Source organism: Candidatus Zixiibacteriota bacterium (genome assembly GCA_040753495.1).
Taxonomy (GTDB): domain Bacteria; phylum Zixibacteria; class MSB-5A5; order GN15; family PGXB01; genus DYGG01.
Window position 1 is genome coordinate 1 of record JBFMEF010000159.1, and the last position, 14,726, is coordinate 14,726.

Annotated in this window: 15 protein-coding genes; 7 read left to right on the top strand and 8 right to left on the bottom strand. The window is 52.4% G+C overall.

Annotated features, from left to right (window positions below; all coding sequences use genetic code 11):
- Nucleotides 1-924, bottom strand: a 924-nt coding sequence (locus AB1690_10385; GenBank protein MEW6015719.1) for a hypothetical protein, incomplete at its 3' end; no start/stop codon positions are given.
- 184 nt (nt 925-1,108) lie between these two features.
- Between AB1690_10385 and AB1690_10390 the strand changes: the two genes are divergently transcribed.
- The 5 genes from AB1690_10390 to AB1690_10410 all read left to right on the top strand — a co-directional run bounded on the left by AB1690_10390 (nt 1,109) and on the right by AB1690_10410 (nt 7,266).
- Complete coding sequence (locus tag AB1690_10390) at nt 1,109-2,869, top strand: ATP-binding protein (protein MEW6015720.1); 1,761 nt, start codon at nt 1,109-1,111, stop codon at nt 2,867-2,869.
- Nucleotides 2,862-4,205: a sigma-54 dependent transcriptional regulator gene (locus tag AB1690_10395; GenBank protein ID MEW6015721.1), complete on the top strand. Its 1,344-nt coding sequence runs from the start codon at nt 2,862-2,864 to the stop codon at nt 4,203-4,205. The genes AB1690_10390 and AB1690_10395 overlap by 8 nt, the downstream gene beginning before the upstream one ends.
- A gap of 249 nt (nt 4,206-4,454) precedes the next feature.
- A complete protein-coding gene (locus AB1690_10400; protein ID MEW6015722.1) occupies nt 4,455-4,787 on the top strand; it encodes a hypothetical protein in 333 nt (110 codons plus the stop codon).
- A 250-nt stretch (nt 4,788-5,037) separates the two neighbouring features.
- Nucleotides 5,038-6,372: an NAD(P)/FAD-dependent oxidoreductase gene (locus tag AB1690_10405; protein MEW6015723.1), complete on the top strand. Its 1,335-nt coding sequence runs from the start codon at nt 5,038-5,040 to the stop codon at nt 6,370-6,372.
- Between the two features lie 324 nt (nt 6,373-6,696).
- Complete coding sequence (locus AB1690_10410) at nt 6,697-7,266, top strand: NADPH-dependent FMN reductase (protein ID MEW6015724.1); 570 nt, start codon at nt 6,697-6,699, stop codon at nt 7,264-7,266.
- Between the two features lie 444 nt (nt 7,267-7,710).
- Here the strand turns inward: AB1690_10410 and AB1690_10415 are convergent, their stop codons facing one another.
- From AB1690_10415 to AB1690_10425, 3 genes are all read right to left on the bottom strand, one after another.
- Complete coding sequence (locus AB1690_10415; protein MEW6015725.1) at nt 7,711-8,118, bottom strand: DUF1761 domain-containing protein; 408 nt, start codon at nt 8,116-8,118, stop codon at nt 7,711-7,713.
- A 558-nt stretch (nt 8,119-8,676) separates the two neighbouring features.
- On the bottom strand, nt 8,677-9,600 hold the full coding sequence (locus tag AB1690_10420; GenBank protein ID MEW6015726.1) for an SPFH domain-containing protein: 924 nt from the start codon (nt 9,598-9,600) through the stop codon (nt 8,677-8,679).
- 39 nt (nt 9,601-9,639) lie between these two features.
- Entirely contained in the window at nt 9,640-10,068 is a 429-nt protein-coding gene (locus AB1690_10425; protein MEW6015727.1) for an NfeD family protein, read from the bottom strand.
- Between the two features lie 194 nt (nt 10,069-10,262).
- Between AB1690_10425 and AB1690_10430 the strand changes: the two genes are divergently transcribed.
- Together AB1690_10430 and AB1690_10435 are read left to right on the top strand one after the other, a co-directional pair.
- Complete coding sequence (locus tag AB1690_10430; GenBank protein MEW6015728.1) at nt 10,263-11,051, top strand: class I SAM-dependent methyltransferase; 789 nt, start codon at nt 10,263-10,265, stop codon at nt 11,049-11,051.
- A gap of 120 nt (nt 11,052-11,171) precedes the next feature.
- Complete coding sequence (locus AB1690_10435; protein ID MEW6015729.1) at nt 11,172-11,606, top strand: hypothetical protein; 435 nt, start codon at nt 11,172-11,174, stop codon at nt 11,604-11,606.
- A 5-nt stretch (nt 11,607-11,611) separates the two neighbouring features.
- Here AB1690_10435 and AB1690_10440 read toward each other — a convergent pair whose 3' ends face one another.
- From AB1690_10440 to AB1690_10455, 4 genes are all read right to left on the bottom strand, one after another.
- The gene (locus AB1690_10440; GenBank protein ID MEW6015730.1) at nt 11,612-12,481 is read right to left on the bottom strand and encodes a DUF5777 family beta-barrel protein; all 870 of its coding nucleotides are present in this window, start codon (nt 12,479-12,481) and stop codon (nt 11,612-11,614) included.
- A 25-nt stretch (nt 12,482-12,506) separates the two neighbouring features.
- A complete protein-coding gene (locus AB1690_10445; GenBank protein ID MEW6015731.1) occupies nt 12,507-13,097 on the bottom strand; it encodes a YceI family protein in 591 nt (196 codons plus the stop codon).
- Between the two features lie 42 nt (nt 13,098-13,139).
- Nucleotides 13,140-13,583 carry a hypothetical protein gene (locus tag AB1690_10450; GenBank protein ID MEW6015732.1) on the bottom strand — a complete coding sequence of 148 codons (444 nt, stop codon included), beginning with the start codon at nt 13,581-13,583 and terminating at the stop codon, nt 13,140-13,142.
- Nucleotides 13,584-13,791: 208 nt separating this feature from the next.
- Nucleotides 13,792-14,568, bottom strand: coding sequence for a choice-of-anchor V domain-containing protein (locus AB1690_10455; GenBank protein MEW6015733.1), 777 nt, complete (start codon nt 14,566-14,568; stop codon nt 13,792-13,794).
- Nucleotides 14,569-14,726 lie beyond the last annotated feature (158 nt).

Here is a 14,726-nt window from a genome sequence, read left to right on the forward strand (position 1 = left end):
GAGAGTATAGTTGTCAACAGTGAAGCGGTCAGTTACCGGCGGAAGGAAGGCGTATTTCCAAAAAGGGGGTCCGGCCCATTTGACCAGGGCGTAAAACAGCAGGAATGAGAGGGCGGTTCCGGCGACAATAAGTTTTCCCTTCTTCTCCAGCAGGCGCCGCGAATTATTCTTCCCGATGAAGTATGCCAGGTAAAGCAGGAGGGCCGGAAGGTACACAATGCTAATCCAATGAAGAAGGACAGCGATGGGGAAAGCCAACAGAGGGACGGCTGAGAATTTGCCCGACTTTATTGCCGAGAGCGCGGATACAAGGGAGAGAAAAATAATGGCGCTGGTGACCGAATAGGTTTCGACATAACCGTAATAAAGAATGGTGCCGGCGGCAAGAAGGTTCAAGAACACAAACGCCATATATGAGAACCGCGCGGCAAACAGTTTTCGTCCATAGTAAAGCAGCGAAAAGACAAAGATGAAGCCGGCGGCAATCGTCAGGTCGCGGAAAGTGCGATAGGCATCCCAGGCGTCGCCGGTATTTATGAGCTTATAATAGAATAATTGCAGTTGCATTTCGCCGTAAGCGCGACCTTTGATAGTGGGGTCGGGACCGGCAAGATTGGCAAGCAGAGTGTAACCATCGCCGAGGAAATGTGTCTCCACCGCGAATATTATGAACGAAATGGCGGCGAGACCGAGTATGGAATAAGCAAAGATATCTTTATAGAGAGTGTCAGGCAGTCTTTCGCGGCTTATTCTATCGAGCCAGTGCGGACGGGTTGCGGCGATGTATAGAAATAGAATGGCGACGGCTAAAGTCAGAGGGAAGAGGAAAGGCAATCGGTCAACAAAGGCGCCGTGGTTAATGCCCCAGAGGCGACTCTCGGGAAAGAAAGATGCTGCAAATCGTAAGACGAGGTAACCCGCCAACAGAATGAAACTGCGTTTTGCCAAGGGATATAGTTTGTCAGGCTCTTGTGTCAATCTACCGTCTCTCCGCTTTTATCCGAAGAATCAACTTGATGATAACATCGGTAGCGGCGAATCAAAAGCAAAATTCGCTTGACTTTGCCTGCCGGCTTGAGCAATCTGTATCGGAGATGAAAGTGAATTGATGCCATCAGACCGCCCAAATAGAGAAATTCCAGGCGATTCCCACCGCTCCAAAGACCCCTTCGGAGAGCTTTCGCGAGAAATTCTGCGGTTTGCCAACCGCGGTGTTTTGCGCGCGGAGTTTCTCCGGGAAGTCTCCCGGATGATTATGGATATAACCTGTTGCGATTCGGTCGAGATAAGAACCAGGGAAAGGGGACGACACTTTCGCACCATGGCAACCAGGGGGACCCCGTTGATATTTAATTTTGACGTCATAACCACTAACGGACGGCTTTCCTCGCGGATTTTCCCCGACCTGACAGATTCAGTTTCCGACTGGGAGGCGCTTCTGCATGATATACTTCTCCGGAATTATGACCCGGCATCAGGGCTCTTCGGCGCCAAGGGATTTTTTTCGGTAGGCGACGCCTCAATACCGATTCGATACCGCCGGCTGAAACCAGACCACGAAGTTGAGAGAGCGCTGAATTTTCGCGATGAATTTCCTTCATTAGCCGTGGTGCCTTTTACGGCCGATATCGAAAGCGGCTGCCTTCTGATTCTCAAATGCCGTCAGAGGAATGCCTTTACCCCAGAAACAATGGAGGGTCTTGAGGCGGTGGCGCAGAACCTGGGGGTGGCGCTGGTGCATCGATATGCCCAGATAGCGCTGCGCGAGAGAGTCAAGGAGTTAACCTGCCTGTACGGGCTGGCGAAGATTGTCGGTATGCCGGAGATTTCTCAAGAAGAACTGCTTCAAGGAGCGGTGCAGTTGCTGCCGCCGGCGATGCTTTATCCGGAAGCGGCATCGGCCCGGATACTTCTCGATGGGAAGGAATTTGTCGCCGCCGGATATGGACCGGGAAAAGCCTCGCTGTCGGCGGAAATCAAAGTCGCCGGGGTCAGCCGCGGCATGGTGGAAGTTGTCTATAAAGAAGAAAGACCGGAACTGGATGAAGGACCATTTCTCAGCGAAGAGAGAAATCTGCTCGATACGGTCGCAGGGGAACTGGCGATAATAATTGAGCGACGTCAATCTCAGATGGAGCGGAATCTTCTTCAAGAGCAGCTTCGCCACGCTGACCGTCTGGCGACTATCGGGCAGCTTGCCGCCGGAGTGGCGCACGAACTCAATGAGCCGCTGGGCGGAATTCTGGGCTTCGCGCAGTTGGCTCTCAAAAATCCCGAGGTTCCTTCTTCCATAACCAGCGATATCAAAAAAATCATAAATGCCTCCCTGCATGCCCGGGAGATAATCAAGAAACTGATGGTTTTTGCCCGTCAGTTGCCGCCACAAAAGATGAAGGTAAGTCTCAACCGGGTGGCGGAGGAAGGTCTTTATTTTCTGGAGGCGCGCTGCGCCCGAAGCGGGATAGATATTGTGCGCCAGTATGCCGAAGGACTGCCGGAAATTGTCGCCGACCCGTCACAGCTGCATCAGGTGCTGATAAATCTGGTTGTCAACGCCGTTCAGGCGATGCCACAGGGGGGAGCCTTGACGATAAGAACGGAGCATCGCGACGGACATGTGGCGCTGGTGGTGGAAGATACCGGAGTCGGGATGAGCGCGGATATCATGCGGAAGATTTTTGTTCCCTTTTTTACCACCAAGGACCTTCATGAAGGGACCGGACTGGGACTGTCGGTGGTTCATGGTATAGTCAGTTCTCATGGCGGGACGATTAAAGTCGCGAGCAAACCCGGGGCAGGTTCCCGCTTTGAAGTAGAACTGCCGGTGGGTGAAATGAGCGCAATTAAGGAGTCAGAAGAAGATGGCTGATGATAGTTCGACAATACTGGTCGTAGATGATGCCCCCGATACGCTGGAAGTGATTCAGCGGAACCTGACCTCGCAAGGGTATGCCGTATTGACGGCGCCGGGAGTTCCGGAGGCAATTCAGATACTGGATAACAGCCCGGTGGACCTGGTTATCACCGATTTGAAGATGCCGAAAGTGAGCGGACTGGAACTGGTGCGGCATATACGGGAGAATTTTCGGGACACGGAAGTTATGATGATTACCGGCTATGCCACTATTGACGGCGCGGTGCAGGCGGTCAAGACCGGGGCGGATGAATATCTCTCCAAACCGTTTACCGACGAGGAACTTCTGGCGGCAGTGCGCCGGGTGCTGGAGAAATTGAAGCTGAAGAGGATGTCGGAACTGCAGCGGCGGGGATTCCCGACCTCGACCCACGGTCTGATAGGGAGTTCGGACGTAATGAAAAAAGTCTTTAATGCCATCACCAAAGCGGCCGGCATAAATGCCACGGTCATGATTCAGGGCGAAAGCGGCACCGGCAAAGAACTGGTAGCGCGGGCTATTCATTACAGCAGTCTCCGGGCTTCAGCGCCCTTTATTCCGGTCAACTGCGGGGGAATACCGGAAGGGCTTTTGGAGAGCGAGCTTTTCGGCTATGTCAAAGGGGCGTTCACCGGCGCCACCGAGTCGCGCGCCGGTTTCTTTCAGACCGCCGAAGGGGGGACTATCTTTCTGGATGAAATCAGCGAAACCAGCCTGGCGATGCAGGTCAAACTGCTGCGGGTGCTTCAGGACAAAGAAGTCTGTATGGTCGGCGCCAACCGCTCGCGGAAGATAGATGTCCGAATTATTGCCGCCACCAATAAAGACCTGCTCAGCCTGATTAAGAAGGGAAGTTTTCGCGAAGACCTCTTTTTCCGGTTGAATGTGATTAATATAACCCTGCCGCCTCTGCGAGAGCGGGGGGATGATATTCTGATTCTCACCCAGCATTTCCTCTCCAAATATGCGCGGGAATTAGGCCGGGGGATACCGGAGTTCAGTCCTGATGCCCTCAAATCGTTGCGGAATTACTACTGGCCCGGTAATATCAGGGAGCTGGAGAATATGATTCAACGGCTGGTGGTGATGACCGACAGCGACAAAATCGAGGTCTCCGACCTCCCCAGCCATCTTCGGTTCACCGTCAGCCGGGAGGCCGGTTTTGACCGCACTCTGGCGGAAGTTGAAGCGGAGTATATCAAAAATGTTCTGGCGACAGTCCACGGCAATAAGACCAGAGCGGCCGAAATTCTTGGTATCGACCGAAAGACGCTTCGGGAAAAAATCAAGAATATCACGCCGGAGCAATAATAATCGCCTGTGGGTAATTTTGCCCCATTGAGGTATTAATACCCGACAAAACCTCTCAATTTAAGGGGCTTGACGATGACTCTCCCCGTCCGCCGTCCGACGATAATTCTATTATTTTGAATATCAAGGACTTACAAGGTCATTTACACGGGTCGGTGGCAATATAAAAGAGACTGGCATCCGCTCCTTTGGCACAGCAGTTGTATTGATATAAGTTGAGAATTGTAGATTTAGTCGAAGGAGTTTGATATGCCGAATCATTTTGTGATAGAAAAGATCAAAAGAGACCCGGAACCATCTGTTGTAGTTCCTCAGACAGGCGGAATCTGTTCGACCTGCCGCAACGAGTCAAACTGCATTTATTATCAGTCGCGGGGTGAGATAATTCACTTCTGTGAAGAGTATGATGGTGATGAGGCTCGTTTAATCATATCCCCAAAGAAAGGTGTCGGAATGGCGGCGCCGGTCAAAATTGAGAAGCTACCCGCCTACAAGGGATTATGTATCAATTGCGAGAAGCGGGAAAGTTGCCGCTTTGAGAAACCGGAAGAGGGGGTCTGGCATTGTGAGGAGTACGAGTAGGCCTGGGCGCTTTGGAATAATAGGGAGATTGATATAGATATAGCATTCTGCAATTGCGAAATTGTCCCTTGCCGTTAGAACTGTCTCACGTGTGATGCTGTCATCCCGCCTTAAAAGCGGGATGTTTTTTTTGGTGCGGCATCGTATCATAGAATATACTGGGGAGAATCGGGGACTGGGGCGGGCCTTGGCAAAAGGAACCGAAGTCCTGATTTGCGGTTAGACTATAATTGAAAGGGACAGAAAAACGATGGCCGAAAGAGATAGAGTAGTAATCATCGGGGGAGGTTTTGGGGGGCTTGATGCCGCCCGCGCCCTAAAGAACGCGCCGGTCGATGTTACAGTTATCGACCGCCGTAACTATCATCTTTTTCAACCCCTGCTTTACCAGGTGGCGACCGGAGCGCTCTCCCCGGCCGATATTGCCTCACCTCTGAGGCTGATACTTCGCAAACAGAAAAACACCCGGGTGCTTCTGGCCGAAGCGGTCGGTATTGACGTAGAGGCGCGCAAGGTCCGCCTGAAAGATGGGGAGGTGCCGTATGACTCGCTTATTATTGCTGCCGGAGCGCAGAATCATTATTTCGGCAATGACCATTGGGGGCAATATACCCTGGCGTTAAAGAGTATCGAAGATGCCACTCGAATCAGACGGCGGATTCTTTTGGCATTCGAAGAGGCGGAAAAAGAAACTGACCCGGAAAAGATAAGGGCACTTCTGACTTTTGTCGTGATTGGGGGCGGTCCGACCGGCGCGGAACTTGCCGGAGCGCTGGGAGAAATCGCCTTTGATGCCCTTCGCCGCAATTTCCGCAGTATCGACCCGGCGGAGGCGCGGATAATTCTGATAGACAGCCTGGAGCGGATTCTGCCGACTTATCATCCCACCCTCTCGGCGCGGGCGACAGGGGCGCTGGAGAAAAAATTCAAAGTTACGGTCAAGACCGGCTGGATGGTCTCGGAGATAGAGGCGGAAACGGTTATCATCAAACGGGGGGATGAGCAAGAAGTTATCAAGGCGAGGACTATTCTATGGGCAGCCGGCGTGAAAGCCTCACCGGTGGCGAATATTCTATCGCAGGCAATCGGGATCGAACGCGACCGGATGGGGCGAATCAAGGTCAATCCTGACCTGACTGTCCCGGGACATCCCGAGATTTTTGTTGTCGGGGATTTGGCGTATCTCAATGACCGCGAATGGACGCCGCTTCCGGGGATAGCGCCGGTGGCGAAACAGGAAGGGCAGTATGTTGCCAGGGTGATTACAAGACGTCTCAAAGGAAAGACAACCGGACCTTTCCATTTCCGAAATTACGGCATAATGGCGACTATCGGGAAAACCTACGCCGTGGCTGATTTTGGATTTCTGAAGATATCGGGATATATCGGATGGCTGGCGTGGCTTTTTGTGCACTTGATGTACATAGTGGAGTTTGAGAATCGGGTTCTGATTCTGGTGCAATGGGCGTGGAACTATTTCACCGGCAACCGCTCGGCGCGGCTGATAACCGAGGAGTGTCCGCCGGTGGCATCCGAAGTTGCCGCGAATTCCGGGACTGGCGCCAAGATGGAAGTGAAGCGGTAGAAGAAGGTAAAGACTGTCAGGTCTCGTCTCGACGGGTGTCGAGCCTAAGAGCTGACAGAAGATTTCGAAACCGCTGTATTCGTGCTATGGTCCATCCCACCGCAAGTCGCCGCGGCGACCAGGACGGTGGGGCACCGGATGACAATGTCGCAACCGCGGGGGTTTTGACCTGCGGATACTCTCATGTATAGCGTCAGGTCTCGCCTCCCGTCTGAAACGGGAGTCTGAGACCTGGCGCAACGTTGAAAGACTGTCAGGTCTCGCCTCGACTGGTGTCGAGCCTGAGATCTGAAAGAAGATTTCGGGCAGAGATGAAGTGGTAAATTGCTTAAGATTGCTCTAATTCTGGGAAGCAGCCGCCGGGGAAGAATGAGTCCGCGGGTGGCGAAGTATATTCAGAGAAGGCTGGATGAAAGCGGTAAGGCGAAAACGGAACTTCTGGACCTTTTTGAATACAACTTCCCCGTCATGGAAGAGCGGCTCCATAAACGGGATGATCCCCCGTCTCGTCTCAAGGAATTCTCCGAGAAGATCGCCGCTGCCGATGCGGTCGTAATAATCAGCCCGGAATACAACAACGGGTATCCGGCCGTGCTGAAGAATGCTATCGATTATCTTCTTCCGGAGTTCAAACGGAAACCGGTGGGGATTGTGACAGTTTCCAATGGGCAATTTGGCGGACTCAATGCGCTGGCGCAGTTACGAATGGTATTGATTTCGATGGGGTCAATCCTGGTACCGGCGCGTTTTCCGGTGACGAAAGTCGGTGAGACTTTCGACGAAAATGGGAACCCGCTTCAGCCATGGGTGGAGAAGACCGCCAATAATTTCCTGAAGGAACTTTTCTGGCTGTCAGAGGCGGTGACAGAAAAGATGTCAAGGGATAATCTCTGAGTTGGAAGCGGTGTGGGGGGTGGTCTGTCAGGTCTCGTCTTGACTGGTGTCGGGCCTAAGACCTGACAGAAGATTTCGAATCCGCTGTATTCGTAGTATAGTCCATCCCACCGCAAGTCGCCGCGGCGACCAGGACGGTGGGGCACCGGATGACAATGTCGCAACCGCGGGGGTTTTGACCTGCGGATACTCTCATGTATAGCGTCAGGTCTCGTCTCACGTCTGAAACGGGAGTCTTGGACCTGACGCAACGTTGAAAGATTGTCAGGTTTCGCCTCGACTGATGTCGGGCCTAAGAGCTGACAGAAGATTTCGAATCCGCTGTCTTCGTACTATAGTCCATCCCACCGCAAGCGGTGGGGCACCAAACGCTACAGGTTGGCGGTCAAGACCCTCGACCTGCCGGAGACTTTCCTATCGGTCGAGCGGTCTCGACATATTCTTCTACATTACTCCGATAATTATCCCCATCACCACGAAACCGGCGATATGATATAGAATATTTGTCACGGTCAATCCCAGGGGGCGTTTCTCGGAGATATCATTGACTCCGTATGAGGGAAGGACAAAGCAGACTCCGGCAAGAAGGCCAATGACGATACCGTCGGCGACGCTTCCGCGCGCCGCCCAGAGCATGATGCGGGCAATGCCGTAGGCGGCGACCAGAGATAGAATCAATATCCAGAGAAGGTTCAGTGGTTTGAAATCTTTGGCGACCTGCTCCTTGGTTTTGCCGACCCATTTCATCCAGGCGTTGGCGAACAGAATCGGCGAGTACCAGAGAGCGCCCAGCGCCATGTAGGCGACACCGGCGATTAGAACGGCCAGATAGTTCATGCTGACAGGTTCCATAAACGAATCCTCCTTGATTTAAGAGAGAGCGATGGTTATTGAGTACCGCACTGTCGCAGAATCTATGGAGTTTTTAATGATGATGTCTATGGGAAAGTTGGGGGGGGAGTAGATGATTGGGCGTCAGGTCTCGCCTCCCGTCTGAAACGGGAGTCTAAGACCTGACGCAACGTTGAATGACTGTCAGGTCTCGCCTCGACTGGTGTCGAGCCTAAGACCTGACAGAACATTTTGACTCCGCCGTATTCGTACTACAGGCTATCCCACCGCAAGTCGCCGCGGCGACCAGGACGGTGGGGCACCAGATGGTAATGTCGAAAGCGCGGGGGTTTTGACCTGCGGATACTCTCATGTATAGCGTCAGGTCTCGCCTCCCGTCTGAAATGGGAGTCTAAGACCTGGCGCAACGTTGAAAGACTGTCAGGTCTCGCCTCGACTGGTGTCGAGCCTAAGACCTGACAGAACATTTTGACTCCGCCGTATTCGTACTACAGGCTATCCCACCGCAAGTCGTCGCGGCGACCAGGACGGTGGGGCACCAGATGGTAATTTAGACCTCTATGCCTTTTTCTCCTCTGCCTTTTCCCCCTTTATCCCTTCGACCATCGCCGAGAGGGCGGAGATTATGCCGCTGGCTTCGTACGGGATGAAAATTTTGTTGGCCGTGCCGCTGGAGAATTTGGGGAGCATTTCCAGATACTTAAGAGTAATCAGTTCCTTGTCCGGTTTACCTTCATGGATAGCGTTGAAGACATTCCCAATCGCTTTGGCTTCACCCTCGGCGACTGCAATCTGCCGGTATTTTTCGGCGTCGGCTTTTTTCCTGACCGCCTCGGCATACCCCTCGGCTTCAAGAATCGCCGCCTGCTTGCTTCCTTCGGCCTTGGTAATTGATGCCTGCCGGATACCTTCGGCTTCAAGAATGGCGGCACGCTTGTCGCGCTCCGCTTTCATCTGACGGCTCATTGCCTCGGTGATATCTACCGGCGGGTCGATGCGCTGAATTTCAACCCGGTTGACTTTCATCCCCCATTTGTCAGTCGCCGTGTCGAGCACCTGTCGCAACTGGTTGTTGATGGTATCGCGGGAAGTGAGCGACTGGTCGAGCTCCATTTCGCCGACGATATTGCGAAGGTTGGTCTGCGCCAGTTTGGTCGCCGCCAGGATATAGTTGCTGATTTCGTAACGGGCACGGACCGGGTCCGTCACCTGGCAGTAAATGATGGCATCGACTTCAACATTGACATTATCCTTGGTGATAACCATCTGCGAGGGGACATCAAGCACCACCTCCCGCATATCGACCTTCTGCACCGAATCGAAAAACGGCATAATCAGATTCAAGCCGGAATCGAGCGTCCGCTGGTATTTGCCGAGACGTTCCACCAGCCCTTTTTCGTACGGACGGATAATCACGATAGACATCCCGCCCAGGATAAAAGCGAGCAGGACGGCGACACCTACAAAGACATATGCTTCCATTTTCTATCCTTTCCTTCCCGGAATTTTTATAATGAAATTCTATTCTTCCCTGACCACATTCAACCGGGCGCCGACCACGCTCAAGACTTTGATTTTAGCGCCTTCATTTATAATCTCATTGGCTTTGGCGCGCCAGACTTGCCCATCAACGCGCACCTGCCCCGATTCTGTGCTGGGGTCGATTTTTTCCAGGACCACGCCCGATTTGCCAATCATGGCGTCAACATTGGTCGGCTGCGGCGATGGTTTGGTGATTTTGCGCGCCAGCGGGCGGGTGGTCGGTATCAGAATTATTGAAATTCCGGCGAAGACCGCCAGTTGAATCAGATATGAGCCCCCCAGCCAGGAGGTGACGGCGGCGCCGATGGAGCCTACCACAAAACAGGCAAAGACCAGCGAAGGGGTGCCGATTTCGATTATCAGAAAAATCACTGCCGCGGCCAGCCAGAGCCAGAAGATTGTCGGCATAGAATACTCCTTTCCGTTCCGAGAGGCCGGAATCCAGGTCCGGCTCAATAAATAATGCTTAAGATGCAGTTACGAGCCATTGGATAATATGTTCCCTCCAATGGGGAAATATAGATATTTGAGTCGGCAAGCGCAACAGAATCGGAGGATGTTATTATCTTGAGTCGGGGCGGAGACAAAGATATCTTAAGCGAATGCCGCGCCGTTTCCAACCGTATACCCGTCTTGCCGAAATCTGGGATGAAATCGGTCAAGATAGATTCTCGGCGAGGATGGTCGATTATACCTTCCAGATTCTGAAGCGGAAGAATTTCCAGCCCCGCTCGGCGCTCGACCTCTGCTGCGGCACCGGCACCGCGGCAATACGTTTCGCCCGGAAAGGGTGGGAAGTTTACGGGCTGGATGGCTCCGCCGATATGCTCAGGCTCGCCGCGATGAAAATCCGAAAAGAAAGAGTAAAAGTGAACCTGATTCATCAACGTCTGCCGGAGTTTGAAATCAGACACACCGGCGGACTCGGTCTCAAGATGTTCGACCTTGTTACATCGTACTACGACAGCCTGAATTATCTTCTGAAAGAAGAGGAACTATCGGCCTGTTTCCGCAATCTGAATCGGCATCTGAATCCGAATGGATTATTCATCTTTGATATGAACACGAAAGAAGCGCTCAAGTGCCTCTGGGGAGACAAGGTTTATGCCCGCTCTTACGATAATGTCGCCTGGATATGGCAGTCGCTGTTTTACGAGCGGGCATCACAGGCAGACCTGCGGGCGGTCTGTTTTGCCCGTAAAGGAAAACTCTGGGAACGGTTTGAAGAAGTGCATACAGAGAAGGCGTATTCTTTGTCCGTCCTCAAGAGATTGCTTCACTCAGCCGGTTTTCGAGTGGAGCATCTGTATGACTGCTTCAGATTTGTGAAACCGAAAAGGGGAGCGTATCGGATAGCGGTGGTGGCGCGGAAAGTCCGGAATATCGCTTAGAGGTTTAATTCTTCCGGGGGCATATCAACTTATCTTCTTGAGCATCATCGCCCAATCTTTCCCGGTGCATAAAAGGTTCCGTTTCGCCGATATATAGAGAGACCGGTAAACGGAGCAATTATGAAATTGCCGACGCGTGTGCTTCTTCATTCCCTGGGCTTATCTCTGGTGCTGGCGATATTTATCGCCATCAATAATGCGGTCAAAACTTTTCTTCTGGAGTCGCAACTGGGATATTACCCGGCGCATCTGATAAATATCGCCAATATCCTGATATTTGTGGCGGTGGTGGCATATTTGCTGGTGTCGCATATGAAATTTCCGTTTTCGCGCTGGCATTATTTTGCTATGGGACTATTCTGGGGAATTTTCGGGACCGCCTTTGATATTATCTTCGAATATCACGTTATGGGAGACACGTGGGAAGCGATTATCGCCGAATTCAGCCTTCTGGACGGACGTCTCTCGATACTTATTTTCATCTCTGCCTTCCTGGCGCCGCTGCTTTCCTACAGTATTCGCAGCCGCAAGAGCGGCAATCTGACGACGCAGTGAACCGTTTATCTTTTCAGTTTCAGCAGACGGGTGATATTAAAGCCGAGACGCCATTCTTTGCTCTTGAACTGGAATTCGCTCCCTGAAAGATACTGCGATGGATTCAGATAGAGGGCGTTGGTCAAGATTATTTTGAAGAAATGCCCGCCGGTGTTCAATTCGATACCGAAGGATGCGGCGTTGTAATCTTTCTTGTAACCATCTATGACCGGACTCCATTCCGCCAGAACCGCCAGAAGCGGGCTTATGTAATATTCGGCGTATGTGCCCAGAGTGACAGTATGCTCGGAACTGGGGGCATAGATGTCGCTGTTGGAAACCACTGAAGGGACAATCCCCAGGCCGAGTCGGCGGTTAATGAGCGTGTTGACAATCAACTGTCCGTAGAACTGGAAGTTGCGGGAGTCGCCCTTATCGCGCCCGGCGACATAGACTTCAGTATTCCAGGCGGCGCCGCCATGTATCCCAACCAGAAGCGGCAAGGTGCTGCTGTGAAACTGTAGCGTTTTGTAACGGAAACTGAGGTCGATATTGTCATTGGCGTTGCTTCGCGCCAGAGTAACTACCAGGCGGTTGCTAAACGCATAGCCGAGCCCCAGACGCATCTGAACCGGACCATCCAGTCCCCAGAGATAATCGGAGCCTTCGGAAAGAGCCGGAGCGAAACGGTGCGAAATCTCGAACTCGAGGTCCCCTTTTTGCAGAGTCTCGGCGGTCGGAAGATTCGCCACCTGCAATGCCCGGAACAGTTCCAAATCAAGTTCGGTGGCGGGAGCCTGTCTTTGCCAGTTGCTTCCGGATGACTGGGCGACAGCGATATCGGCAACGATTGAAAGCAGCATTATGGCCAGAAATGAGGGTATGAATCTATGCAAGCGGCCTCCTTTTCAAGAATCCGATTTATTTTCCTTTGTTATCTGCCAATATTAGATTAAAACCAAGTTCCAGCTGGATTATTTCGCTGATTTTGAGGAACATCAGTGACGGCACCTCAATCTGAAAGTCAGGCAGTTTCACCGAAAACCTGCTTGTAACGTGGTATGATTTTCCATCGCCGGTCACTTCCGCTACGATGGTCATTGCTTTGCTTTTGCCATGCACTTCAAAGTCGCCGTCGCTGACGACAATGAAACCTCCCGACGGTGATTTCTTTACTTCTGAAATACGTCCTTTGTACCGCGCGTATGGGAATTTATCCGTTTCCAGATAATTCTCCCGCATATGACGATTGCGAAGGCCAATGCCGGTATCGAGGCTTTTCAATTCCACCTCAAAATAGAGCTCGCTGCCCTGGTACTCCGTGCCTTCGCGCAGGGAGTCTTCCTGCCACAAAACGTAACCGTCAATCTTGTCGGCGACCCCTTCAAAATCTTCGATGGGGGCATCAGAGATAAATTTCACCTGATTTTTGGCGGACAGGTCAACATGATACTCCGCTGCCGCCGCGGATAGAGCGGTAAATGCCAGGACCGAAAATATAATTTTTGTCATATCGGGCGACCTCAATGCCATACCGGGCAATCAGTATCGCGGTTAGTTATTCTTGGCGCCTTGACTGATCCAGTTTTTTATATTTTGAATTTCGGTATCACCCAGCGGTGTGGCGTTTAGGGGCATACGGCCGCCGACCGTTTGCGTCCCCTCGATTTTATTCACGAGATAGCTGTTGGCAACGTCGCTTGGGACCACCCGCTTCTTAGGCGGCTCATTGGTGGATGTAACATTTACCAGATTGGCGTAAGATTGACCGGAGGCGAGAATCAGGCCGGCGCTGGCGGTGCTTGCGGCATGACAGCCGACATTGCTGCAACCGCGGTTGTTAAATATTGCCTGAATATCGGACGCAAAAGAGGGGTCAGTTTTGACACCGCCGCCGCCCCCGCCGCCGGAGGTCGGATTGCTGTCGCTGCCGCAACCGGAAATGATGATTAATAATGCCATTACCATCCCTGCCGCCGTGGGCTTCAGAATCGCCATATTGCTCTCCTTGTGAATGAAACAGAAGAATAAAGCCAGCATAACTGCCCTGGCTGTTATTCTTCACCAATGTCGAACTCAGGTTCTATAACAATGATTCCATTGGTATGGTTCGCTCCGGGTTTAAAATATATACAATTGCAGTCCATAATAGTGAGAATCCGGGTATTTCGAGGGCGGCGATTTTGAAAGGGGATTCCGTTAAGGCTCAAGGGCATACCGGGTCAGGTCCATTTTTATAGAGAGTTGAAAGCAGATAGGCGACATCAATAATGTTCACAGGATAAGCGCCGTTGGCGTTGGCTTCATCGGGGCAGGGCAAAGCCGGTCCCGATTTATAGAGATAGGCGACCAGGTAGGTTACATCGATTATATTCACGGCGCCGTTGTTGTTGACGTCACCGGGGAGGTCACAGCAGGCAGCCGGGGCGTTGGCCGTCCGGGAAGCGGTATAGATAAAATCGCCGGTGCTGCTGAAATTGCCGTTGGCGGCATTGCCGGCGGCATAAAAACGAACCTGGCCTATATTGTTGAGGGGCGCCTGCCAGGTAAAGCTCCAGTTGACCGGACCATGAGCGGTGCCGTTGAAGGTTCCGTTGCTGGTATGTTTGACATAGTCGCGGGCGGGAGCGGGTTGGTCGGACAACTGGGTAAGAGTCGGCGCCGTTATGATAAAGGAGCCGGCGCCGGCGCCTTCCGGGTCAATGGCGGTCAGCTCAAATCCCCAGCGTTGTTGTCCTTCATCTTCAAGACGGACGGTAATAGTATAACCCTGCCCCGGAATATAGGTTGAGGGAGCACCAAGGATACTGAGGCTACCATCACCGGCGGCGCTCCCGTGGCAGGCAGTACAGGTACTTTCGCCGGGGGCGCCGGTCAGGGCATCCAGTGGTCCACTGGAGTAACTGGCGACCATCACCGGAACAAAAGTCACGCCGCATATAATCAATCCTCCCGAAAGCAAGACAGCCATGCGTCGGCTCATAATGATTCCTATTTAAATTCTGGTTTTCAATTAAGTTGTGAGGCGGTGTCGGGGCTGCTTCTGCTCGTGGAGTTAGCCATACGGCAAAACAGCTTTTGTACTGTAACAGCATGAAGGGACTGTAAGTTCACAACCGGAACAAAAAAATGGGCTGAGAT